Here is a 22,278-nt window from a genome sequence, read left to right as displayed (position 1 = left end):
CCGAAGTGGCCGTCCAGGAGCGGCTTCTTGAGCAGTCCGGCATCCACCAATGCGGCCTCAACAGGCTTTACGCCGGTGTAGGTGCAGGGGGTGCCCTTCATGTCCGGGTTGGTGCGGGCGGCGTCCTGCAGCTTGGACAGGTCGACCGTGGGCCTCTTCGGCTCGGGCAGCGGCTTGGGCTTGGGGACGACGAGTTCCTGGCCCGGGTGGATCTTGTTCGGGTCCTTGAGGCGGTCCTTGTTCGCCGCGAACAGGGCGTCCGCGGTGACGCCGTGGGCCTTGGCGATGCCGCCCAGGGTGTCGCCGGGCTTGACCGTGTAGGTGCCGCCGCCGGTGGACGGGGGCGGGGTGGGCTTGGTGGGGGTGCCGGCGAGGCGGTCGCGGACCCGGGCCCGCATGGAGCTCATGGTGAAGCCGCGGGGGTCGACCTTTCCGGGCTGCCACTCCAGGTGCCCGATCACGCTGCGCTCGGACCAGCCGTGGTGGCGGCAGAGAGCAGCGGATACCCGCTCGATCGCCTCCAACTGGGCGGCGGGCCACGGGTCCTTACCGTCGCCCATGTTTTCGCACTCGAAGCCGTAGAAGTGCCGGTTGCCGTCCACTTTGGCCTCGTTGTCGGCAGGCAGGGCGGACTCGTTGATGACAGCGCGCAGGACGTCGGGATCGCCGAGGCCGGCGTGGTTGGCGCGGCCGTAGCCGACCAGGTGCACACGCCCGTCCTTGGCGATGACGCCGTGGCACAGCGGGCCGGGCAGGCCGGAGTATCCGTTCTGGCATATCTTGACCGTGTTCGCGGTGCCCTTGGTGACGGTGTGGTGGATGACGACACCGTGGACGGGGCCCCAGGGGCCCTTGCTGTTGCGGTTGTGGGTCTCCCACGATCCGACTTCGATGACGGTGGCGCCTTCGGCGCGCAGCAGGTCAGCGAACCGGGACGGGGTTGGGGGCGTGGTGGTCATGGTCAGGACTCCCGGGGAAGGGGGGTGACGCGCGGGACGTGGAGCCGTTCCCACGCGGTTTCGTCGGGGATTCCGGACACGTCGCCGGATCCCTTGGGGCGCAGCGTCTGCTGGAACCGTGCGAACGCATCCCTGTGGGCGTTCGTCCAGTCCGGTCCGAGGTAGCGGCCGTCTGCGTGTCCTTCGGCCTCGAGGCGGCGGGCCATCGCGGTGACGATGTCGGAGTGGCGGCCGCCGTGGAAGAACGTGACGCCCGGGTAGGGCTCGTACCGGGCCGTCGTGTCCTCTACGGCTGCCGGGCTGTCCACGGCGGCCTCCGTGGACGGTGCGGGGGTGGTCTGTTCGGGCTCGGTGGGGTCGTTGTCAGTCTTGGCGCGGGTCATCGCACGGTGTCCAATCGTGGTTGCACGAGGTCCACCTCGTGACGGAGGGCGCGGTAGGTACGGACGGCCATCCGGCCAGCACCCTGCTCACCCCAGCCGGTCGACCAGCTGTTGGCGAAGCGCAGGACGGTGGAGTCGGCCAGGGTGCCGTCGAGGTTGGTGGTGACGTCCTCGAGGGCGGTGATGCACACCTCGTGGCCGCCGTCGACGGGTGAGGTGGCCCAGGTGGGGTCGGCGTCGATGAACCCGTACGGTCCCGGCTCACTGAAGGCTGAATACCAGCTGAGCCCCATCAGGACCGGCCCGGCCTGCAGGAGCTGGCCAAGCTCTTCCGCGGTAGTGGCGTGCCCGTACTGGTCGATCAGGCCGCGTGTACGCAGCGCCTTGGCGACGCCGAGGCCGGAGGATCCGCAGTCGGAGAAGGGGAAGGAGTGCTGGTTCCACTGGTCGCGGTGGGTGGCGTCCGAGTACAGGCCGATCGCCCATGCTTCGGCGGCAGCCGCGTCGGTGACGTCCAGGCCTGCGTGGGCGAGTTCGTCTGCGGTGTGGAGGACGGAGATGAGGGCGGTGGCGGCGTTCCCGCAGCAGGACCCGAGCGCATCTACGTCGTCGACGCCCTCGAAGAGTTGGCTGGTGCGGATGCCCTGGGAGATCAGGCTCTGCTGGTCCAGTACCGGTGTCTTGGGTGCCCATTCGGCGGGGCGGATGGGGTCGCCGGTGTAGCGCCGCCGGTATGCCAGGCTGCGCGGGTCCAGCACGAGATGCCGGCCGAACGGGCCGGACACGTCGTACTGTCTGATCTCGAGGTCGGGCACTCGCCCTGACTCCTGGAACTCCCCGCGCCCAGGCTGATGATGAACGGCGGACCACCGTGGTGGTCGTCCCTCGGGGGCGGAGCGAACGGGCGGAGGGTCACCCGTGATCAGGCTACGGCGTGCAGGGCAGGGTGTTCCCCCGGCCTGCGGGGCAGTCAGCCGCCGGCGGGCGGCAGCGGGGTGACGGGGTAGACGTGCTCACGGCGTTCGCTGTTGGTCGAGGTGACGTAGTCGACGTTGTCCTGCAGCCACTGCTCGATGTGGTGCGCGAGGGCGGTCTCATCGATCTGCGCGTACTCGGACTGCACGTTCACGGAGACGCGGATCGGGTCCTCCTGACCGTTGCCGTAGATGACGTTGTAGGGGAAGTCGGCTGCCATGGTCAGCTCACTTTCTCGAGTCGCAGGTGGGAGTCGGTGTAGAGGGTGGTGGAGGTGGCGTTGGAGGTGCCCTGCGCCCACTGGAGGGCGAAGGTGCCGCCGGTGCCGCCGACGCGGATGGTGCCCTTGACCTGGACGCCGTACACGTTCGTGCTGATGCCGCCGTAGGTGCGGGTGCTTCCGATGTCGGTGGTCTCGGTGCGCACGGTGTAGCCCCACGTGGACACGACGTCCTGCTGGGTGGCGTTGCCGCCGGTGCCGGACACGACGGTGGTGCCGTTGCCGAGGCCCTGCCACTCCCCCAGCGTTCCCGACGGGGCTGTCCAGCCCATCTGGAAGTCTCCGGGTCCGCCGTACTTGAGGAACCCGTCCAGGTCGTATGTGCTGTTGGCGTCGACGGTGAACGTGAGCTGGGTGTCCGTGGAGACGGTGTTGGTGCTGGTCCGGGTGGCATCCGTGTTGCGCCGCTTCGCCAGGCGCTGCCCGATCCCGGCGACGTTGAAGTTGCCGTCCTTATCGAGGGTGAGCCGGTCCGCCCCGGCGTACTGGATACGTACCAGGTAGCCGGTGTGGCCGCTGTCCGCGCTGACGTACAGGGCCGCGCTACCGGACGCGGGCGCAACGACTTCCAGGCGTCCCTTGTTGAGCTGCCCGTAGCCGGAGTACAGGTACAGGTTGGTGTCGGTGGTAGCGTCAGTTGCGTCGCCGTAGCCGACCGTGGCGTGATCGTTGGCGAGGAACATCCGCCCACCCACGTAGACATCGCCGTCATCGTCGCGGACTCGTTCAGCGACCCAGAAGTCGTTGCCGAACATGGTCCGCCACTTCCAGTCGAAGCCAGACGCGGCGAACGCGCCCGAGTTCAGTCCCAGTGCGGCCGCCCCGGCGACGCCGTCGAAGACGTTGACAACGGCCTCGCTGGTGCCCGCCGCGTTCGTCATCCGCAGCGTCGGATACAGCGCGTTCGGATCCATGACCATCACGGCGCCGCCGCTCCCGACCAGTCCCATGCCGAGCGCGGACAGCTCTCCCACGATGGTGCCGGAGCTGTTGTAGACGAGGATCCGGTGGGTTCCGGTTTCGTTCAGGGTGATGCGCTGCCCGCTGGTCGCGGTCTGGACGACGGTGCCGGTGATGGTGCCGCCGGTGATGGTCTTGCCGGTGATGGCGTCGGCGGCGATCGCGGTGGCGTCGACCGCGCCGGCGGCTATCTTCCCGACGGTGATGGCGTTCGCCGCGACCTTGTCGGCGGTGACGGCGAGGGCGTCCAGTTTCGCCGTGGTGACCGCCCCCGCTGCGATCTTTGATGCGTTCACTGCTTCGGCGTCCAGTTGGGCTGTTTGCACCGCACCGGCCACGATTTTCGGGGTGGTGACTGCGTTGTCGCTGATCTCGGTGGAGCCGATCGCGCCGGTCGCGACCTTGGCCTGGGTGACGGCGTCGTCGGCGAGCTTCAGCGTGGTGACGATGCCGTCCACGATGTCGTCGGCGACGACGGGGGCGGGCCCGAACGGGCCGACGATGGTCGACGGCGTGGAGGCGGTGCCGGAGGTGGTGCGGGCCAGGAGGCGCACGTACACGTCGGTGTCGCAGGGCACGACGACGGTGGCGCCTTGGGCGGTTTCGATGGTGCCCTGCAGCGTGGCGGGGATCGGGTCGTAGGAGGACACGATCGAGGCGTGGACCTCCACGCGGGCCCAGTCCAGGGGCAGGGTGGATCCGTCGGCGAAGGATCCGTTCCAGGACACGGTCACGCCGCCCAGCACACTGGCGACGATGGGTGCGGACGGCTGCGGCGGGGGCGGCCCGTTGACGACGTTGACGGCGGTCGTGCCGTCCGCCTGCTGGCCGAGGATCGCGCGCAGGCTTCCGCTGTCGTCCTTCACCTCGAGGGCCGAGTTTTCGATGCTGCCGCCGTGCGCGTAGCGCTGCCCCTTCTTCACCTGGGACATGTCCCGCTTGAGTGCGGCAATCTCGGTAGCGATGTTCCTGGGCATCAGATGTTCTCCGGGGAGCCGTAGTGGAAGGCGTCGGCGCGGCGGAGCGTGAGGACGGCCTGGTCGTCTTGTTCGCCGGGCTGGTAGGCGTCGGCGATGATCCGCGCCCAGCCGGTCCAGGAGGTCCACTGGTTGTGCACGGCAACGTGGACGTCGTCGCCGATCTGCCAGGACCCGAGGGGGGCGTTGGGGTGGTCGCGGACGGTGATGGAGGTGACCTCGCCCATGATCTGGAGGCGTTTGCGTTCGGCGGCGGCTCGGCGTCCGAGGATGTCGTTGCCGTTGACGGTGGGCAGGGCGAGCACGGATTCCATGCGCAGGCCTCCGTCGCGGACGGTGTCTTCGGCGCGGCGCATCGCGGTGCCTTCGCCGGATCCGGTGGCGATGACCGTGGTGGCGAAGTCGTCGCCGGAGTAGTTCACCGGCGGCGCGTCGATGATGTTCACGCCGGTGCGGAAGGAGATGTCGGTACGGCGCGCCCCGAGACGCGGGTAGCCGAGCACGAGACGTTTACGGACGGTGCCGTTGGCCTGGTAGTTGCAGGCGTTGGTGTACTCCGGCGATCCGTCTTCGCTGACCAGGTCGTCGAGGTGGTCGCCCAGGCTGGGGGTTTCGTACCAGTAGGAGTGCCAGGGTTCGGCGGGGGTGCCGGCTTTGGCGCTGGAGGTGGTGGCATCCACGGTGACGCCGAGGTTGCCGTCGGGCTGTTCCTGCGCGTAGGCCCACAGGTCGCGGATGATGATGCACGGGTCTTGGTTGACGTACGGTCCGCGGCCGCCGAGTTCGCCGTGGCTGTCGTGCCGTTTGGTCAGGTAGGAGGACCAGCCGGCGGCTTCGATGCGGTACTCGTCGTCCTCGGCGGTGATGTCCCAGATGAGTCCGCCCCAGCGGAGCATGCCGTCGGCTTCGGCGTAGATGAGCGCGAGGTGCGGCAGGAGCTGGGCGGCGTTGGCGGTGACGAACTTCGGCTTCAGGGTGCCGGAGAGGCTTCCGGGGCCGTTGAGTTCGCTGCCGAACTCCACGTCCGACAGAGGCAGCGCAGGGTGCAGCTGCGCGCCGGTCAGGGCGTGCTGAGTCCAGTACCGCCACCGTGTCACAGAGCGGCTTCCTCGAACTCGACGTCCGCGATGAACGTGGTGGCCGTGTCCGCGCCGATCTTCCCGGCGTTCCCGGCGGTGCACCGCATCCGCGGCCGCAGGGTCTGTGTGGTGCCACGCATCGCGGCGCCGAGGGTGTCGGTCAGGGACAGGGTGTCGGCGGTGATGAAGGTCTGGCGGCGTACGCCGGTTCCCTGGTTGTCGTCGATGTTGACGGACTGGGCGGCTTCCTTGGTGCCGAGCTGGAAGGTGTAGCCGCCGAACACGAATCCGTCATCGAGACGGATCCCGGCCGCCGTCATGACGACTTTGACCTTGCCGGCCCAGGCGGGGATGGGGATGGACCAGGTGACGGCGGAGGGGAAGTTCTGCCAGGTGCCGGAGGTGCCGCTGATCTGGGTGAGGGATCCGGCGAAGAAGTGCTGGTAGAGCGTGCGTTCGCGGCGGGGGTTCGCAATCTTCCGCAGGTCGGTGATCATCGCGTTGGTGATGGTCGCTGTGGAGGCGGGGATGTCGATGCGGGCCAGCGGGATCGCCGAGTACCCGGACGGCACCGTGGTCGCCGAGGAGCTCACGTTCGGGACGACTTCGAAGAACACGATGGGGTCTTCGGCCGGGTCGCGGGTGCCCTCGTACTCGGGGTCTTCGACGCGCAGGACCAGCATGTCGGAGCGGCCCACGCCGCCGGTCGCGCCGATCGACACGGTGTCGGAGCCGATGTTGTAGGCGTTGTAGTAGCCCTGGACGGTGGACACTTTCCCGGCGATGACGGCGGACCCGTCGCCGACCTGAACGCCGGCGCCGGGCGTGGACAGCGCGGTCACCTTCATGTCGAGGCCGGTGGTGACGCCCTGGTTGTCCCGCGCCAGGTCTTTGATCATCATGCGGAACTGCTGTGCGGAGTGCTCCGCGTCCTTGGTGGCAATGGGTACCGGGTGCAGGGCCACAGCGCTCTCCTAGAGGGCCTTGTAGGCCGGCCACCAGGTGACGGCCAGGGTGCTGGTCAGGGTGGGGTCGGTCGCGGTCCAGTGGATTTCGTTGACGCCGGGGGCGAGCTGGAAGGTGTCGATGCGTGAGGTCGGGGCGAGGGGGGCGCCGCCGCCGTTGTTACGCAGCACGGTGCGCCGACCGGGCCGGGTGTCGATCTCGATCCACTCCCCTGCGGCGAGCGACGCCTGGACGGTGAGGGTGCGGCCGGTCGCGACGTGCTTGACGGTCGGGTTGGCGCACGGCCCGTTGATCCGCAGCAGCGGCCATGTCCCGGTCGTCCCCTGGACGGTGAGGAACCCCGGCCGTCCGACGGCGCCGGCGGTGTCGGCGATCGTGAAGGGGAACATCAGCGGAAAGGACATGCCGCCTTCGGTGAGCCCGCCCAACGGGATCGACGCGGTTTCCGCGGTGTCGGCGTAGAACAGGTGGTCGGCGGCGGTGAACTCGATGTCCAGGGGGATCCAGCCGTGCTTGGCGGTGGTCAGGTCCGCTTCCATCTGCCGGATACGGCCGCGGACCACGCGGGCGGGCCGGCCCGGGAACTTCAACCGCAGGTCCAGGGTGGCCCCGCCGGCCAGGCGTACCGCGTCGCTGCTGGTGGCTTCCTCGAGTTCGGCGAGGACGTCGAGGGCGGCGCCCTGGTTCCCGGGCGTTTTGATGCCGGCCGGGATGCGCAGGGTGCGTCCGGTGTAGTAGTCGGCGCCCAGCCACAGCCCGTCCTCGCCGGGCGGCTCGACATCCGCGGTGCGCTGCGACGCCCGCCCAAGGCCTTCGATACCAGCCAGGACGACGGGGGTTCCGGTGCCGATGAGGACACCGGCAAGTTCGTGCTGGCCGTCCTCCAGTTCCACGGGCGTACTCATCGGCTTCCCCCTCCGCTGGCGGCGAACGCCCCGCCGCGCGCGAGGCGGCGCAGCTGGTAGGACTGGCGTGCTTCGACCTGGCGGGCCAGGTCACGGTCGGAGCGCCGGTCCCCGATGTGGAAGTGGGAGGCGCCGACCAGCGGCCCCTGCTCGCGGATGATGACGATCCGGGAGGACTGGGCATCGGTCAGACCCACCCCGAAGCGGTGCGCGACGTCGGCCAGGACCGGCATCGCGGTACGGCGCTTGGAAGCACCGAGCGGCAGGTACGCCTCCCCGCCAGTGGACGGCTCGGCGAAGCGGATGATGCCGCCCTGGGTGGCGTACATGCCGGCGCGGATACCGCCGTCGGCGTACGCGGCGCCCTTGTTGGCCTTGCTCAGGTCGGACAGGAACCGCACCGAGCGGGACCCCAGGGACGAACTGATCTGCCCCTTGGCCCTGTTCGCCACCGCGATGATCTCGTCCTCGCCGAGGCCGGTGGTCGCGGCGACATCGTGGATGCCGGTCTTGCTGGTCTTGATCGCGGCAATGATCTGCACCAGCTGTTCGACCTGCTCCGAGGTGAGCGCGTTGTTCGCCTTCTTCGCTGCCGTGTTCGCCGCCGATGCCTTCTTGGAATCCCTCACGGCGGCCGCGGCGAGCTCCTGCGCCGCCTTGTCGTTCTGCGCGGCCAGCTGGCCGGCAAGGTCTCCGTAGCCGCGGGATGCCAGCTTGGCCAGGTTCTCGGCGAACAGCTCGTTGTTCAGGGTGGCGTGGGTGAGCTGCACCTTGTAGTCGGTGAGCGACGCCCGCGCGGTCTTGGACAGGTTGCGCAACGCCATCGACATTTCGGCGATGTACTTCTTGGAGCCGTTCGCCATCTTCTTCGTGAGGGCGACGCCGTCCTTGCCCATCGCGGCGAGCGCTTCGGCGACGTCTCCGCCGGCGATTTCGGCGACCTTCTCGAGGTCCCGGTTCCAGGCCGTGGTGGCCTTCGCCGCCGACTTGATCTTCCGTTCGACGGCGCCCAGGTCGAAGTACTCGACTTCCTTCGTCTTGCCGCCCTTGACCTTCACCTTCTTGGTTTTATGTCCGGCGGATCCGGCGTCGGAGGAGGAGTACAGGGAGCCGGTGGTGGGGTCGTAGCGCCAGTCGGTGACGTTGCCGTCGGCGTTCCACTGGATCATCGAAGGGTCACCGCCGAGCCGCCTGACGGTCTCCTCCGTGATGGCTCGAGAGCGGAGTCGTTTCGACGGGTGAAGGGGTACGTAGCTCTCCCCGCCGGTCTCCGGCTCACCCCACACCCGCCACGACCCCGCGGGGGCGATCTGCGCCACGTGGTTCTCCGCGCCGCGGGCGAAGTGGCGTACGCCGCCGCGCTGGATCCCGCCGTCGGCGTAGTAGTCGACGACACCGCCGTCCGCCCAGTCCCGGTGGGCCGGGGCCACCTTGCTTGACGTGCCCTGCGTGGTGAACTTGGTGACCCGGTTGGTGGTGATGGTGACCGACTTGTTGCGCAGGCCTGCGATGGACGCGGCCAGAGCGTCGACGTTTGCGCGCGCCGTCCCGGTTGGGGCGGTGATGACGACGTTCTTGCCCTTGGTGTCCCTGATCTTGAATCCGAGCGCTTCGAGCTGCTGCCGGGCTTCCGCGGTGGGCGCCCGCATCGTGATGGTCTTGCCCTTGGTGGAAGCGATCTCCGACTTCACCATGGACAGGTCGGCGATGGTCTGTTCGGTGGCCGCCCCGATCGTGATCGTCTTGTCCTTGACGCCATCACGAAGGGCCTGAACCTCGCCGAGCCTTGTCTGGGCGGATGCGGTGTCAGCGGTTACGGAGAACCGGCCGTCCTTCAGCTTCACCACCTTGAAGCCGAGCTGCTCCAGCAGTGTCTGCGCTTCGGCCGTGAGCGCGGTGACCGTGACGGACTTGGCGTCCGGGGTCCTCTTGATGGCCTCAATGACCGCGTCGAGTCCTGCGACGGCGTCATCGGTCTGCATCTCCACGGACATGGTCTTGTTGTCCGGGATCTTCAGGTAGGAGTTCGCGAGCGCTTCAGCCTGCTCCCTGGTCAGGCCCATGCTGTCGGCGGCGTCGACAAAGGCCTTCCGGCCGCGGGTGAAGATGCCGTTGACGTACTCCCATGACTTGCCCTGCTCACGTGCGGCAGTGGCGGCGGCGTCCGTGTTCGTGGCGAGGTCGGTTAGCAGCTTGTCGGCGTCGCGGGCTTTCTGGCTGCCCCGGTCCAGTTCGCCGTCGCGCATCTTCAGCGCTCCGGCATGGTCCTTGATGGCGGCGGCGGTGTCGTCGATGGACTGCTCGAACGCCGACATGGCGGATCCGGCGGCCCGGTTGACGTCGTTGAGGGCGACGATGGCCTGCCGCAGGCCGTCCGCTGACGCCTTCTGCGCGTCGAGCTTCGCGGAGGTGTCCTGGGCGGCCTGCCCGAAGAGGCCCATGCTCTGCGCGGCCAGTTCCTGCTCGAACTTCTGGTCGGCGAGCGCCGACTTGTAGTCGTCGAGTTGGGCGCGGACTTCCTTCGCGGAGAAGCCCTGCCCGCGCATCTTGCTGATGATGGTGTCGAGGGCGTCCGCGGCAAGGTCGGCCTGCCCGTTCTTCACCAGGTTCGCAAGAGCCTTGTCGACCGCGTCGATGTTCTCCTTCGCGTCCTTGATCGGCGTGCTGTCGGTGCCGAAGAAGGACACGATGGACTGCTGGACCTGGTCCAGGCCCTTGGGGTCGGTGACCTTCTGGAGACTGTCCGCGAGCCCGGACAGGTCCTTGCCGAAGGAGCGGGCCGCTTCCCCGGACACCTTGCCGGTGTCGCCCAGGGTGCGCAGTGACGTGGTCAGCTTGTCGACGTCCGGGGGCGCCTTCTTGCCCATGTCGGACAGCTGGGACAGGGCGATGAGGAGGATGCCGATACCGGAGGCGATCAGTGTGGCCTTCGCGGCGGTGCCGAGGGTCGCGAACGCCGCGGACAGGCCGGCCAGGCCTCCGCCGGCGGCGGCTGATGCGGCCTGCAAGGCGGCGATCCGCGCGCCGAGGGCGGCGATACCGCCAGCGATCGCTGCCGCGCCCGCCCCGGCCAGCGACACGAGCTTGAGGCCGGCAGCAACCTGGATGATGATGCCGACCAGTTCCGGCGGCAGCGCGGCGACCAGCTGGGCAGCGGCGGTGACGATGGTGAGCAGGCCCGGACCTGCCTCGGCGGAGGCCTGCAGCAGCGTGACGACGGCGTCAGAGATCGCGGACAGGGCTTCGCGTGCTGCCGGCCCGTTGGTGCTGGCGTAGTCCATGAACGCGGCGATGGGGCCGCTCTGGAACGCTCCGCCCTCGGACAGCAGCCGCAGGAAGTGCATGACCCCGTCGGTCATCTCATCGAGCTGCCGGTCGCTGAAGTCGGCAAACTTGTCTGCCATCGCGTCGAAGCCGGGCGTGGAGATCGCGCCGCCCGCCACGGTGACCAGCCGGTCCAACTGGCTGGACATCGACTCCACGTGCGGGGTGAGACGGGGAATCAGCTGGTCCAGGACGGTGATGCCGTTGGTGAGCGGCGTCATCGTGAAGGCGGACATGTCGTCCGACCAGTCGGAGAAGTTGGTCTTCAGCTGCGACAGGGCGATCGCGGCCTTCTGCGCTTCCGGCGGGAGTTCGGCCAGCATCTGCTGGTACTTGATCTGCGCCTTGATGGCCTCGGCGGAGGACCGTCCGTGTTCGCGTACGGCGTCCTGGTACTTCTTCTCCGCGTCGGCGACCTCGCCCAGGCGGCCCACCTGTCCGGCCAGGGCCACCCCGAACGCGGTCGCACCGATAGCGGCGGCGCCGAATACTCCGGGGAGCGGGGCGAGGCTGGTGGACAGGCCGGCGATGAGGGGGACGGCGGCCGGAGCGAGCAGCAGGAGGCTTTGGAGGATGCCGGAGGATGACCTGCCGCCGCCTCCGCCGCCGAGGCTGCCGAAGCTGCCGTGCAGGCCGCTGAGGCTGCCCGCGACGGTGTTCAGGGAGCCGTCCAGGTCGTCCAGGTCGCTGCGGAGCGTGCGGGTGTTGGTGGACAGGGTGCCGAGGCGGGTGCTGGCGCGGCCGGTGGCCGTGTTCATGCGGCGCAGCGCGGTGGCCGTGGTCAGGGACCGGGCTTCCAGTTCCTCAAGCTGGTTCTCGGCTTCTCTGGTGGCTCTCTGGAGGACGTTCAGGGAATGTGCGGTCTGGCGGGCTTCTTCCCGCAGGGCGGCCAGGCCGGTGGTGCCGTCGACGTTGAGGGAGACGGTCAGGTTCTGACCGGCCCCGGCCGCGGTGAGTGCGGCCTGAACGTCGTCACGGAGGTGGTCCGCGTCCACATCCAGGCGGACCTGTACGGCTTGCCCGCCGGCGGCCGTGAGCGCTGTCGTGATGTCGTCGCGGAGGTGACCGGCGTCGATGTCGAGGCGGACGCCGATGCCCTGCCCGGATCCGGCGGCGGTGAGCGCGGCAGTCACATCGCTGCGCAGGTGATCGCCGTCAACGTCCAGGCGGATGCTGACGTTGTTGCTGGCCTCCGTGCGCAGCAGCGCCAGGTTGCGGCGCAGGGAGTTGACTTCGTTGGACGCGGATCGTGCGTCCGTTGCGATGTCCCGCAGGGTGCGCGCCAGGCCGGAGCCCTGACCGGTCAGCCGGACACTCAAATTCCATTCGGACATCGGCGGGCTCCTTCCTGGGCTAGTGGCTGTGGGCTTTCTGGAGCTCGAGGGCGGCGTGGACGCTGGCCGGGATGAGGGCGACCTTCACTCCGTGTCCTTCCGGCCCATCGGGGACTTCCTTTTGCCGGTCGGCGATGGTCTGGCAGCCGAGGCAGCGGTGGGTGACGGCGGTGTAGGCGAACTCGTCACCGCCCGTATTTTCGTCCCATTCCTCGGCGCGGGTGCCGCAGCCGGGGCAGACCTGCTTGACGTAGGCGGCATAGGCGAGGGCTTTACGCCGGTCGAGGTCGGTCCAGGTGCCGTCGCCGTGCCCGCGGAACCTGCTGTGGGGCATGCCCCACTGGTGGCAGAGCTCCATCTCGGCACGGAATACGGCATCGTCGATCAGCCTTTTCCCAGGTCGGTGCGCTGCTGGTGCTGGACGTTCCAGGCGGCCCGCCACAGCGCCTTGGCGTCGGCGTTGGACCAGGTGTTGAGGAACTGCTGGGCGTCCTCGAGGGGCATCCCGTCGAGGGATGCCGCGGAGATCAGGGCCGGCGGGAAGGTCTCCTCGGACCATTCGCTGCCGTTGGCTTCGTCGTCCTCGGTCGGCGGGTGGTCCTTCTGGAGCTGCTCGAGCTGCTTGCGTTCCAGTGCGGTGAAGCGGAGCGTGACGGACGCCTTGTCGTAGGCCTTCTGCGCCTTGTCCAAGCCCTCGGAGGCCTGGGCGGCTTGGGCCTGCACCATCTGTTTGACGTCGGCGTCGGGGTCGTCCTTGAGGGCGGTGAGACGGGCGCGGGCCTGCTCGTCTTCGGCCCTTGCCTGGTGCAGGGTCTTCCGGATGTCCGGGTCCTCGCAGATGGTGAAGGACGCGGTGGGCAGCTTGATGCTGTCCAGGCGCTTCTTCAGGGCGCCCCATCCGTTGGCGGTGGTGCTAGTCATCGGGTCTCCATCGGGAAGGCCCGGCCGGGCGCGCGGCGCCCTTCCCGAGTAACGCCGGGCCCGGCCGGGGGCTGGTGGGGTGTGTCAGTCGCCGGGTCAGGACGACGGGACGGTGCCGTTGAAAGCCGGCCTCGCGGTGATCGTGAACTGGACGGTGACCTTCGCGGCCTCGTTGTCCGTCGTGTACGCCTTCGAGTTGGAGACGACGGTGACGGGGAAGACATCCATCCCCTTGGCGGCGGCCGCGTTGCCCTTGGAGAAGATGACGATGAAGCCGGACGTGCCCTTGGCCAGGTCGGTCTCGATGTCGTCGGCCGTGCTGTCCTCGTAGAAGGTGAGGCTGGAGTCGGCCGCGGAGTCGTCGCCGCCGATCTTCGACACGAACGTGGACGCCATGTCCGGGGTTTCGATCGGGGAGTTCTCCAGCGACCAGCCGTCGATCGCGGAGATCATGCCCGTGTAGTTGGTGCCGGCGGTGATTTCGGCGGCGGTCGGGATCAGCGACGTCGAAGCGATCGTCGGAACCCAGTAGATCTTCGTCAGGCCCTTGCGGTTGAACCTAGCCATGAGTGTTGGCCCCTCGCAGATAGGGGCCGATCTTGGGGGCCCCTGCTACACGTGTCGGTGTGGCGGCCACCTCAACTGGGTGGCGTCCGCGTGGGGTCCCGCCGCGGTGCGGTTCATCCTTGCCGCCGTGTCAGGCGGTCTTCTCCAGGTACAGCCGGTACCTGATCACACTGGTGATGATGCCACTGTTCGGATCAGGCGTTCCCCCCGCTTCCCTCGCCTCCCGCTTCCAGCAGTCCACGCTCGCACCGGCGTTGAGCGGATGCAGGTAGCCGGGGCTTCCGTCCGCTGGGCGTTCCACGACTTTCCAGCCGCGGTCGGCCAGCCACTGCGCCTGTTCGTCGCCGCCCCGGCTGTCCGGATCCCCGGGGGCCGGCCCGGACACGAAGGTGGCCTGGTAGCCAACCACGATGGCCTTTCCGTTGTCGGCCAGGGTGCCGTCGTCGTCGAGGCGGTCCAGCGGGTCGAGGATCGTGTAGGGCGGGGGTACGGGCTTTCCGGTGTCGTCCAGGGGCACGGTGCGCCGCCCTACCGGCCTGCCGGTGAGGGTTGCCAGCAGCGTTTGGAAGCCGTCGGTGACTGGAAGTCGCTGGATCACGTCAGCTCCCGAAGATCCGGTCCAGGGCCTGGCGGAAGGCCTGCTCATACTCGGGGGACAGCTCGTTCACGGCCGGCTCCACATGCGGGAACGGCGGCTGCCGGTAGAACCGGCCGAGAGAGTCGTGCCTCTCCATGAACCCGAACTCCAGCCGGCGTCCCTGCGGCTCCCGGGTGCCGACGTCTGCCCCTCCGCCGTCAGCAACAGCGAACGGCTCCCGCTTCCATGAGCCCCGGTAGTCGCCGCTGATGACGTTCGGGCCGGGACGTCCGGACGCGTTCTCCATGATGAGCGCGCGCAGCAGACGGCCCTGCTGCTGCACCGTCCGGTTGGTCTCCGGTCCGACCCGGCCAGCGACGCGTTCCAGGCGAGGCGCCAGTTCGTCCAGGTCCATCAGCCCGCCTCCTGCCCGTTCTGCGCGACCTGGTCCAGGCCGGTGATCCGGACGACGCCCAGCGTGCCGCCGACGGACGGGTCCAGGGCGCGCCACTGGCGGCTGAGGAGGGTGATGTCGCCGCCCTCGTGGACGGTGACGACGGTGACGACGGTGTCCCTGGCAGCGATCGGAGCCGACAGGGGGGTGATGGCCTTGAAGCGGGAGCGGGTCTCTCCCGGCCAGGGCATGTTCGCCGACGGGAACGCGGTCACGCCGTCGGACGTGCCGGACACCTGGACGGCGCCGATGCCCTCGTAGATGAGGTCGCCCTCCGGGTACGTGTACAGGCCGGTGTCGGGGTTGAACACGGGCTGGCCGGACGCAGGGCTGGTGAAGCGGATGGTGTCCAGGAGGATCAGACCCTCCACGAACGAGGCGATCGAGGACAGGTCGAGGCCGGCCATCAGCCGCCGTCCCTTCTGCCGGATGCCCAGTCGGTGAGGGTGGCGAGCATGGCGCGGGCGGTCGCGCCTTCACCGCCGCCGTAGTCGGACCGGTTCAGCGCTTCCTGGTCGAGGAGGACGGGGTCGACCTCGGCGAGGAACCGTGCGACCAGATCACCGGGGCTGGTGGGGACGCCGACAGCGACCCGGGCGAGTCCGTCGAAGGCGACGTTGTCGGGGTGCCGGGTGTGCAGGACCAACAGCGGCAGCGTTTCGGCGATGGAGTGCTCGAGGACGTATCCGGTGACGACGCCCGGGTCGATGGTGTGGCCGTTGAGGGCGATGGTGGCGTGGCCGGGCTGGGCGTCGATACGGACGCCATGGGCCTGCGGCTCAGCAGGGGTGTCGGTCACGCGTCACCTACTTGTTCGGAAGGCTCCTCAGCGGCGGCCGTGGGGTCGGCCGGGAAGGGGACTGAGAGCGGGACGGTGCGCTGGAACATCACTGCTTCATCGGTGATGAAGTTTCGTTCCCGGTGGCCGTCGGGGTGCTCGTAGTACTCGTGGAAGACGATGACGTCGATCAGCCAGGGGACGCCGCCTTGGATGGTTCCGCTCTGTACGGGCAGTACGTACACCGGCCGGTTGACGGCGACTAGGCGTGGGTCGATTCCGTTGGCCTTGAGCCACTCCTGGATGCGCTTCAGGCGTGGCCAGTCGGGGAGGCTGTGCCCGATGTGAATGGACTGGGCGTCGGGGGGCTTCACAGGGGCGCTCCGGAGAGGATGTTGTCGCGGCCGATCAGGTCGAGACGGGGCAGCAGCTCGCGCTGGCAGTGCGGATGTGCCGTGGGGTGGGCGAGGGCGTCCTGGACGGTGCGCAGGGTGCGGTGGGCGCGGTCGGGGTCGTTGTGGCTGGTCCATCCGCAGTCGGCGCCGTCGCGGATCTCGACGTAGCTGATGCCGAGTTCGTCCATCGAGGTACGGGCGGCGGCGGTGTTGGCGGTGGTGACGGCCTGCCAGGTGATGGCGGCTCGGGCCCAGGAGTCGACGGGATGTTGGGCCTGGTTGGCGTACACGACGGTGTCGAGGGGGTGTTCGCGTTGGAGTTCCGCGATGTCGAACCGGCCGCGGTCGGCGTCCCGGGAGGCGTCCTGTGCGGCGCGCAGGAACGCGCGGGCGCGGCGCAGGGCTTCCTGGATGCGGTTGGTGAGGTCGCCGTAGTACTGGGCGGACAGGGCGGTGATGGCGGCTTGGTGGCGTGCCGTCCAGGTGAAGGTGGCTTGGCGGCGGTCGGCGTTGTCGAGGAGGGTCCAGGCGCCTTCGCGGTAGATGAGGGGGAGGTCGGTTGCGGCCCAGCGTTCGGCCCAGGCGCCGGCGGCGCGCGCGAATGCGGCGAGGGAGGTGTTGAACGCTGCGATGGCGGCACGCAGTTTGGCTCCGCTGCCGGAGGTTCGGCCTGGGCGGATGCCTGCGAGGGCGTTGAGGAGCCGGGTTTGTGCGGTGGTGAGGATGAACCAGGCGTTGCGGAGCCGGTCGACGGCGTCGGTGATGAAGCCGAGGAGGCGCTGTCGCAGGGTGCGGCCGCGGCGCCGTACGGGGGTGGTCATCGCCTGGGCCGTTCCACCAGGCGGGCCACGCCGATGTAGGTGGTGTCGGATCCGGTGCCGGCGGGGTCGTCGGGTGCGGGCGGCTCCCCCTGCTCGAGGAGGGCGATCTGCCGCTCGAGGGCTTTGATGTTCTCGGTGAAGGCGACGGAGACGACACTGGACACGTTGACGCTGGCGGGCTGCTGGAGAAGGGCTGCCTTGCGTTCGTAGAGGACTTCGAGGGCTACGGCGCGTGCGGTGCCGAGGCGGGTGTGGCGGGCTTCCAGGTCGGCGACGGGTGTGGTGGTGCCGAGCTGGGCGAGAAGCCAGGCTTTCACGCTGTCGGTCAGGGCCATGGCCGGCGTCCTCTCAGTGGGGGCGGTGGGGAAGGGATTGCGAGGGTGCGGGCCCGCCCGGTTGGCGCCCCCACCACGTGGGGGGCCCGCACCCTGCTATTCGCCGCTGTCGCCCTCGCCAGCGGCGTCCCGGCCCCGAGACCGGCCGGTCGCCGCGGTCTTCTTCGCGGCGGTCTTCTTGGCCGCCGGGGCGGCCTTCACCTCGTTACCGGCGTCGGAGGGTTCCGAGGCGGCGCCAGAGGCGCCGTCCGGGCCGTCGCCGGTAGGGCCGTGGTCGGTGTTGTCCTGGGTCTTGGGGAGGCGGGGGAGCTTCCCGTCGACCCAGGCGGCCGGGTTCGTCACCAGGGCGGCCAGGCGCGGCTCCGGGCTGGTGCCCGGGGCCAGTTCGACCGTCTGATGAGTCTCCGGGTCCTGTACGTAGACCGTGGCTGCGAGTTGGGCGGCCATGGGTCACCACACCGTCGCGGCGATGTGGATGTCCGGGACGTACATGACCGGCATCGCGGCCGCGGAGGCCTTCGTCCACACCTGCGGCGGGTCGTCCTGGTAGCCGCGGGTGACGACGATGCCGGGGGCCTCTTCCCGCTCGATGGACGGGTTGCCGCCCTGGGAGAGGATCAGCCCGTCGGCGGTGAGGCCGTACTGGGTCTCTGCCCACTGCTGCGGGTTGGGCGGCAGCAGGAAGAACATGTTCTCCGGCAGCGCGCGGACGTCCGAGCCGGTGTCCATCTCGATCTTCACGTCGTAGGTGGTGATCGGGGGGAGGTTGTAGCGGGCCCTCACCACGTTGACCTCGTTGGGCGCGAGGACCGCGGTGGGGATCGTCGATGCCGAGTTCACCGAGCCGTAGTAGGCGGCGCGGTAGGAGTCGTTGCCCATCATCAGCGCGGCCGTCTTGTACGACGTGAGCGCGCGAGCGGGGTCGGGTGCTCCGGAGGACCGCAGGACCTCCATCCACCGCATCTCGTCTCCGAGGATGTCGGCGGTCGTGGTGGTCCAGGCCGTGGGCGCGGTCGGCATGTTCGCCGACGGCACCGCGTAGTCGGCCTCGAGGGTGAGGCCGTTCTCGCCAACGAGGGAAAACTTCCCGTCGATGAGGAGGTCGGCGACGGCCAGCTCGAGGCGCTTCTTGATGGACAGGACGTGCGCTGCGACGTCGTCGTAGACGGCGTCGACGAGGTCGCGGGAGTCCAGGCCGCGGTCGAGGTTCTCGAGGATGGTCTCGAACTCGCCGACGATGTACTTCTGCCCGAGCGGCAGGAGCTTGCCGGAGGTCGCAAACTGCGTGATCTCACGCGTGGCGACCTTCGTCTGGGCGTCCCACGCGCGGTAGGACGCGGCGGCGACCCGGCGGCGGGTGCCGCGGTGTTCCCACTTGACGGAGTTGATGGTGCGCTCGGGCATCACGCTGAGCGTGAGGGCGTAGTCCGCGGGGGTCTGGATCTCCCGGGCGAACGCGTTGATCTCGGTGGGGCTGATGTCGCGGAGCAGGAGCTCCAGCATGTCGTTCGGCATGGTGGTGTCTCCTGATCAGACCTTGTAGACGAACTGGGAGTTGGAGCCGGCCGGCACGTCGGTGGGGTCGAACGCGACGGGCAGCTTGGCCACGTCGATCTGGCCGTGGACCATGAGCGGCGCGGCGCACTTGGTTGCGGTGGGCGCGTAGGCGACCTCGGTGAACAGGAACCCGGCGAAGACATCGGCTCCGTCCGCGGTGGCGGCGGCTCCGCCTGCGGTGGTGGTGGCGATGGTGATGTCCGGGGTGGTGCCGCCGGTGAACGATTCGGTGGTGGTCGGCGCGGCGACGTTCTCGCCGAGCTGGGTGCCGCCCCAGGTGAGCGTCCAGGGGCCGCCGGCTGCGCCGGTGACGACGACGTCGCCGGGTGCGATGTTGGAGAGGGCCTCGAGGGCTGCCTGGACGACGGCGGCGGTGGCGTTGTAGGCGATCGCGGCGGTGGTCTGCCCGTTCCACGTGATCGTGAAGGTGCCGCCGGTCGGCGCGCCGGTCACGGTGAGGGTCTGGACCTCGTTGGAGACCGCGTTGTACGGCGCGTACAGGCCGGATGCGGTCAGCTTGCCCAGCGGGATACCGGACTTGAGCTTGCGGTCGGTCTGGTAGGCGGTCGGCGCGGTCCAGTGGAGGGTCTCGCTGAACTTGGACAGGTCGAGGGTGACGGACTGGTTTGCTTCGATGCCGAGCATGCTCATGAGCCACGGGCGGCCGACGGCGAGCGTCTCGGTGCTGGTGTACGGCTGGATGTCCACGCCGTGCCCCTTTCACGCTATGCGCGGGAATGTGTGGTGAGGGCACCTGGTGTGGTGCCGTCCACGGGGGTCAGGGCGTGGTCCCTTGGTCATCGGCCGCCGGGGCGGCGCTAGGGGGTCAGGCGGCGTCTGGGCTGCGCAGTCCTCGCTCGATGGCCCGCTTGCGGGCGGCTTCGCGGACGGCGTCCTTGGTGCTGGCGGGCTGCCGTGGCGCATTGCCGCCGGCGGGGCCACCGGACGGTGCCGGGGGAAGGGTCTGCGGGGCGGCAGCGACACCGAACAGCTCGGGCCGGCGCTGCTTGAGCGCTTCGGCGGCAGCGGTGACGGCGGCCTGGTCGGCGTCCGGCGTGGCACGCAGGTCCCGCTCGAGCATGGCGAGCGCGTCCTGGAGGTTCGGTGCGGTGACAGCACCCTTGTCGTCGGCTACGTCAACGGCACCGAGCCGGATGAGGGCCTGCTCGCGTACGAGGGCGCGGCGCTGCTCGGCGAGTTCGGCCTGGCTCTCCTCGAGCTTGGTCCGCTCCGCCTGGATGGCCTGCTCCTTGCGGGCGACTTCCTCGGTGCGGCGCTGCTCATCGGTCAGGGCCTGCTGGCGGGCCTGTTCGGCCTGCTTGAACACCTCGCTGAACTTCTCGGGGTCGAACGTGTCGGGGTCGAGGCCGGCGGCTTCGGCGATGGACCGGTAGGCGGCGCGGCGGCCTTCGTCCTTCTCGTTCTTCATGAGGACGTTGAGGCGGCGTTGGGTGAAGGAGACTTCGGGCTCCCCGTCACCAGCGGGCGCGGTGGCGGGAGGCTGCTGTCCGGCGCGCGCGGCCATGTCCGCGGGGGACGGCGTCGGGGCGGGCGGGTTCTGCGGGGCGGGCTGACCGCCTGCTGCGCCGCCTGCTCCGCCGTCGGTGTTGGCGAGGACGGCGAACGCGTACGGGTCGGTGAACAGCGGGCTGTGGCCGTGGGCGGCGGCCAGGCCGGGCCGAAGGTGGTGCTGCGCGGGGCGACGCATTGGGGACAGTCCTCCCAGACGTTCCGTTCCAGGCCCCGCGCCTAGATCCAAGTGGAGCACAGATGTCATCCGGTGTTCCCCCCGCTCCCCTGCGCCCCGTCCGCTGCAGGTGCGGTGCTGCCGTCGGGCAGCACGTTCTCCTCACCGGCGGCGGGCAGGACGACGGCCGGCGGGTCGGGCTCGTCGGGGGCCTGCCGGCCGAGGAAGGAGGCGACTTCGTCGGGGTTTCCGAGGGCGTCCGCGAGGTTGCGGGCGTCCTCGAAGGAGCGGGCGTCGATCCGCTTGATTTCTTCCTCGGCGTCGTCGATGGGCCAGCCGATCTCCTGCAGGCGCCGGATCGCAGTCTCCAGGCTGATCAGCTTTGCCTGGCGGGCGGAGGCGACTTCCTCGAGGACGGCGGCCTTGTCGGTGGGCGTGTAGGCGCCGCGGGTGAGCTTCGCGGGGAGGACAGGCAGGCTCATCCAGTCGGGATGCTGGCCGGCCTTGAACAGGCGCTGGACGAACTTCGGCAGGAGCCGGTCGGGGTGGTCGCGGGCGAGCCGCATACCGGAGATGAGGGAGTCCAGCGGGCCCAGGGCCAGTTCGAGCTGGTAGCCGGACGTGAACTGGGCGGGGTCGCCGGTGCCGAGCGCGACGGCGGGGATGCGGGAGCTGCTCGCTGCGATCTCGCGGAGGTCCTTGCGGTGGTTGCGGAGCTCGGCGAGGTTGCCGCTGGTCTCCACTGAGGTGATGGATCCGCCCTCTCCGAGGGTGAAGACCATGCCGGGGCCTGCGGTGTACGTCTGTTGGGCGCTGATGGACTTGCCGGAGATGGCGAGGATGGGCGCACCGGTGGTGGCGGAGGCCCGGGAGGAGTCGGTGTCGGAGGAGGAGAGTTCGTCGAAGACCTGGAGGACCTTGGCCAGGGACGACTGGCCCCAGTGTTCGCCGGGTTCGGGAACGGTGTTGGGGACGTGGATGACGGAGATGAAGTCCTGGTAGGTGTCCAGGTGGTCGAGGACCTCGCCTTGCCCGTTGGTGGCGAACTGCGCCCTGTCCATGGGAAGGCGGTCGATATCGACGGGGCCCTTGAGGTCGCCCAGCTCCCAGATTGCGTCGGTCAGGTACACGGTCTTGTAGGAGGGCTGCTCGGACCACGGGTACAGACGGGTGATGGCCCCGGCCGGGTTAAGGGTGTCGCCTTGGCCGAGGACGGGCTGGGAGGCCTGGTCGTCGGTCTGCTCGGACATGACGGTGGCACGCACCGGCCGGCCCGTCTGGTCGACGCCGTTCGCGGTCTGCGGGCGGATCCAGTCCAGGTGGTAGGTGATGCGGCGCAGCCGTGCCGGGAGGCGGCGGGCCTTGTCCTCGGGGAGTTCCCACGCGAAGTGGATCCGGTCGGGGAAGTCGGAGCCGTCGGAGTCTTCGTCGATGACGGGGAAGTAGAAGCCGGGGTCGAACGTCTTGATGCGGACGCGCTGCTTGTCGCCGTCCCAGTGGAGCAGGTAGACGCCGTCGCCGAGGGAGACGGCTTTGCGTTCGGTCTGCAGGAGCCGCATGGGCAGGAGTTCTTCGTCGGCCCACTCGCGCAGGAGCGTCTGGACGCGTTCGGCGGTTTCGGCCTCGGGGCTGGTCTGGTCGCCGCCGGCGTTCTCCGCGCCGGGGACGGTGATGGTCTGCTCTTCACCCAACACGTGGCTGGTGATGGTGTCGACGAACATGGACGGGTCGCCGAACTCTCGGCGCATCCTGGCTTCGTCGCCGTCCTGGAACGCGGTGAGTTCGCCGACCTGGTTGTTGTCGTAGGCGGTGAGCATCTTGTAGGCGGCTAGGCGGCGTTCGTCGGCGGCGGGTACCCAGGTGGCGTGGGCTTCGGGGAACGCCCGCCTGTTCGGCATGCCGAGGTTGTCGGAGTAGAGCGGCTTGTAGTTCAGCCACGACCAGCGGTCGATGATGACCGCCTTGAGGCCGGAGAAGAGGCCCACAGCTACTCCCTCGCTGCTTACAGGCCCCGCGCCTGATCAACAGAGTACGGGCGTGGGGC

The 22,278-nt window shown here is 69.2% G+C and carries 24 protein-coding genes; all 24 read right to left on the bottom strand.

The window, feature by feature from the left end; translation table 11 throughout:
• On the bottom strand, positions 1 to 959 hold a 959-nt coding region (locus ACZ7M7_RS42335), incomplete at its 3' end, for an N-acetylmuramoyl-L-alanine amidase (RefSeq protein ID WP_472126830.1).
• A gap of 2 nt (positions 960 to 961) precedes the next feature.
• The gene (locus ACZ7M7_RS42330) at positions 962 to 1,342 is read right to left on the bottom strand and encodes a peptidoglycan-binding protein (RefSeq protein ID WP_472126827.1); all 381 of its coding nucleotides are present in this window, start codon (positions 1,340 to 1,342) and stop codon (positions 962 to 964) included.
• Complete coding sequence (locus ACZ7M7_RS42325; protein WP_472126825.1) at positions 1,339 to 2,157, bottom strand: hypothetical protein; 819 nt, start codon at positions 2,155 to 2,157, stop codon at positions 1,339 to 1,341. Before ACZ7M7_RS42325 ends, ACZ7M7_RS42330 begins: the two co-directional genes overlap by 4 nt.
• Before the next feature lie 155 nt (positions 2,158 to 2,312).
• Positions 2,313 to 2,537, bottom strand: a complete 225-nt coding sequence (locus ACZ7M7_RS42320; protein ID WP_472126822.1) for a hypothetical protein — start codon at positions 2,535 to 2,537, stop codon at positions 2,313 to 2,315.
• Positions 2,538 to 2,539: 2 nt separating this feature from the next.
• Positions 2,540 to 4,534, bottom strand: a complete 1,995-nt coding sequence (locus tag ACZ7M7_RS42315; protein ID WP_472126819.1) for a hypothetical protein — start codon at positions 4,532 to 4,534, stop codon at positions 2,540 to 2,542.
• On the bottom strand, positions 4,534 to 5,631 hold the full coding sequence (locus ACZ7M7_RS42310; protein ID WP_472126816.1) for a hypothetical protein: 1,098 nt from the start codon (positions 5,629 to 5,631) through the stop codon (positions 4,534 to 4,536). The genes ACZ7M7_RS42315 and ACZ7M7_RS42310 overlap by 1 nt, the downstream gene beginning before the upstream one ends.
• Entirely contained in the window at positions 5,628 to 6,578 is a 951-nt protein-coding gene (locus tag ACZ7M7_RS42305) for a hypothetical protein (protein ID WP_472126813.1), read from the bottom strand. Before ACZ7M7_RS42305 ends, ACZ7M7_RS42310 begins: the two co-directional genes overlap by 4 nt.
• Positions 6,579 to 6,587: 9 nt before the next feature.
• On the bottom strand, positions 6,588 to 7,484 hold the full coding sequence (locus ACZ7M7_RS42300; protein WP_472126810.1) for a phage distal tail protein: 897 nt from the start codon (positions 7,482 to 7,484) through the stop codon (positions 6,588 to 6,590).
• Complete coding sequence (locus ACZ7M7_RS42295; protein WP_472126807.1) at positions 7,481 to 12,142, bottom strand: hypothetical protein; 4,662 nt, start codon at positions 12,140 to 12,142, stop codon at positions 7,481 to 7,483. The genes ACZ7M7_RS42300 and ACZ7M7_RS42295 overlap by 4 nt, the downstream gene beginning before the upstream one ends.
• A gap of 19 nt (positions 12,143 to 12,161) precedes the next feature.
• A complete protein-coding gene (locus ACZ7M7_RS42290; RefSeq protein ID WP_472126804.1) occupies positions 12,162 to 12,476 on the bottom strand; it encodes a hypothetical protein in 315 nt (104 codons plus the stop codon).
• A 50-nt stretch (positions 12,477 to 12,526) separates the two neighbouring features.
• Positions 12,527 to 13,063, bottom strand: coding sequence for a hypothetical protein (locus tag ACZ7M7_RS42285; protein WP_472126801.1), 537 nt, complete (start codon positions 13,061 to 13,063; stop codon positions 12,527 to 12,529).
• A 96-nt stretch (positions 13,064 to 13,159) separates the two neighbouring features.
• Entirely contained in the window at positions 13,160 to 13,630 is a 471-nt protein-coding gene (locus ACZ7M7_RS42280) for a phage tail tube protein (RefSeq protein WP_472126799.1), read from the bottom strand.
• Between the two features lie 130 nt (positions 13,631 to 13,760).
• Positions 13,761 to 14,228 carry a hypothetical protein gene (locus ACZ7M7_RS42275; protein ID WP_472126796.1) on the bottom strand — a complete coding sequence of 156 codons (468 nt, stop codon included), beginning with the start codon at positions 14,226 to 14,228 and terminating at the stop codon, positions 13,761 to 13,763.
• A gap of 1 nt (position 14,229) precedes the next feature.
• The gene (locus ACZ7M7_RS42270) at positions 14,230 to 14,622 is read right to left on the bottom strand and encodes an HK97 gp10 family phage protein (RefSeq protein WP_472126793.1); all 393 of its coding nucleotides are present in this window, start codon (positions 14,620 to 14,622) and stop codon (positions 14,230 to 14,232) included.
• Positions 14,622 to 15,068: a DUF6093 family protein gene (locus ACZ7M7_RS42265; RefSeq protein WP_472126790.1), complete on the bottom strand. Its 447-nt coding sequence runs from the start codon at positions 15,066 to 15,068 to the stop codon at positions 14,622 to 14,624. Before ACZ7M7_RS42265 ends, ACZ7M7_RS42270 begins: the two co-directional genes overlap by 1 nt.
• A complete protein-coding gene (locus tag ACZ7M7_RS42260; RefSeq protein WP_472126787.1) occupies positions 15,068 to 15,460 on the bottom strand; it encodes a hypothetical protein in 393 nt (130 codons plus the stop codon). The genes ACZ7M7_RS42265 and ACZ7M7_RS42260 overlap by 1 nt, the downstream gene beginning before the upstream one ends.
• Complete coding sequence (locus ACZ7M7_RS42255) at positions 15,457 to 15,813, bottom strand: hypothetical protein (protein WP_472126785.1); 357 nt, start codon at positions 15,811 to 15,813, stop codon at positions 15,457 to 15,459. The genes ACZ7M7_RS42260 and ACZ7M7_RS42255 overlap by 4 nt, the downstream gene beginning before the upstream one ends.
• Complete coding sequence (locus ACZ7M7_RS42250; protein WP_472126782.1) at positions 15,810 to 16,655, bottom strand: hypothetical protein; 846 nt, start codon at positions 16,653 to 16,655, stop codon at positions 15,810 to 15,812. Before ACZ7M7_RS42250 ends, ACZ7M7_RS42255 begins: the two co-directional genes overlap by 4 nt.
• Complete coding sequence (locus ACZ7M7_RS42245) at positions 16,652 to 16,990, bottom strand: hypothetical protein (protein ID WP_472126779.1); 339 nt, start codon at positions 16,988 to 16,990, stop codon at positions 16,652 to 16,654. The genes ACZ7M7_RS42250 and ACZ7M7_RS42245 overlap by 4 nt, the downstream gene beginning before the upstream one ends.
• A 96-nt stretch (positions 16,991 to 17,086) precedes the next feature.
• Positions 17,087 to 17,437 (bottom strand): hypothetical protein, encoded by a 351-nt coding sequence (locus ACZ7M7_RS42240; protein ID WP_472126777.1) that lies wholly within the window; start codon positions 17,435 to 17,437, stop codon positions 17,087 to 17,089.
• A gap of 3 nt (positions 17,438 to 17,440) precedes the next feature.
• Positions 17,441 to 18,505 (bottom strand): major capsid protein, encoded by a 1,065-nt coding sequence (locus ACZ7M7_RS42235; protein ID WP_472126774.1) that lies wholly within the window; start codon positions 18,503 to 18,505, stop codon positions 17,441 to 17,443.
• Positions 18,506 to 18,520: 15 nt separating this feature from the next.
• Positions 18,521 to 19,255 (bottom strand): hypothetical protein, encoded by a 735-nt coding sequence (locus tag ACZ7M7_RS42230; protein ID WP_472126771.1) that lies wholly within the window; start codon positions 19,253 to 19,255, stop codon positions 18,521 to 18,523.
• 118 nt (positions 19,256 to 19,373) lie between these two features.
• On the bottom strand, positions 19,374 to 20,255 hold the full coding sequence (locus ACZ7M7_RS42225; protein WP_472126768.1) for a hypothetical protein: 882 nt from the start codon (positions 20,253 to 20,255) through the stop codon (positions 19,374 to 19,376).
• A gap of 65 nt (positions 20,256 to 20,320) precedes the next feature.
• A complete protein-coding gene (locus ACZ7M7_RS42220) occupies positions 20,321 to 22,219 on the bottom strand; it encodes a hypothetical protein (RefSeq protein WP_472126765.1) in 1,899 nt (632 codons plus the stop codon).
• Positions 22,220 to 22,278: the final 59 nt, after the last annotated feature.

The sequence above is a fragment of the Streptomyces sp. NPDC111606 genome, from assembly GCF_055656945.1.
The sequence above is the reverse complement of the archived record's forward strand: the minus strand, read 5'-3'. Positions and strand labels throughout refer to the sequence as shown.

Excerpts from the sequence above, each read along its gene's own strand:
- ACZ7M7_RS42330 (WP_472126827.1), bottom strand. The coding sequence starts at position 1,342 with ATGACCCGCGCCAAGACTGACAACGACCCCACCGAGCCCGAACAGACC.
- ACZ7M7_RS42320 (WP_472126822.1), bottom strand. The coding sequence starts at position 2,537 with ATGGCAGCCGACTTCCCCTACAACGTCATCTACGGCAACGGTCAGGAG.
- ACZ7M7_RS42315 (WP_472126819.1), bottom strand. The coding sequence starts at position 4,534 with ATGCCCAGGAACATCGCTACCGAGATTGCCGCACTCAAGCGGGACATG.
- ACZ7M7_RS42300 (WP_472126810.1), bottom strand. The coding sequence starts at position 7,484 with ATGAGTACGCCCGTGGAACTGGAGGACGGCCAGCACGAACTTGCCGGT.
- ACZ7M7_RS42295 (WP_472126807.1), bottom strand. The coding sequence starts at position 12,142 with ATGTCCGAATGGAATTTGAGTGTCCGGCTGACCGGTCAGGGCTCCGGC.
- ACZ7M7_RS42290 (WP_472126804.1), bottom strand. The coding sequence starts at position 12,476 with ATGCCCCACAGCAGGTTCCGCGGGCACGGCGACGGCACCTGGACCGAC.
- ACZ7M7_RS42285 (WP_472126801.1), bottom strand. The coding sequence starts at position 13,063 with ATGACTAGCACCACCGCCAACGGATGGGGCGCCCTGAAGAAGCGCCTG.
- ACZ7M7_RS42280 (WP_472126799.1), bottom strand. The coding sequence starts at position 13,630 with ATGGCTAGGTTCAACCGCAAGGGCCTGACGAAGATCTACTGGGTTCCG.
- ACZ7M7_RS42270 (WP_472126793.1), bottom strand. The coding sequence starts at position 14,622 with ATGGACCTGGACGAACTGGCGCCTCGCCTGGAACGCGTCGCTGGCCGG.
- ACZ7M7_RS42265 (WP_472126790.1), bottom strand. The coding sequence starts at position 15,068 with ATGGCCGGCCTCGACCTGTCCTCGATCGCCTCGTTCGTGGAGGGTCTG.
- ACZ7M7_RS42250 (WP_472126782.1), bottom strand. The coding sequence starts at position 16,655 with ATGACCACCCCCGTACGGCGCCGCGGCCGCACCCTGCGACAGCGCCTC.
- ACZ7M7_RS42245 (WP_472126779.1), bottom strand. The coding sequence starts at position 16,990 with ATGGCCCTGACCGACAGCGTGAAAGCCTGGCTTCTCGCCCAGCTCGGC.
- ACZ7M7_RS42240 (WP_472126777.1), bottom strand. The coding sequence starts at position 17,437 with ATGGCCGCCCAACTCGCAGCCACGGTCTACGTACAGGACCCGGAGACT.
- ACZ7M7_RS42235 (WP_472126774.1), bottom strand. The coding sequence starts at position 18,505 with ATGCCGAACGACATGCTGGAGCTCCTGCTCCGCGACATCAGCCCCACC.
- ACZ7M7_RS42225 (WP_472126768.1), bottom strand. The coding sequence starts at position 20,255 with ATGCGTCGCCCCGCGCAGCACCACCTTCGGCCCGGCCTGGCCGCCGCC.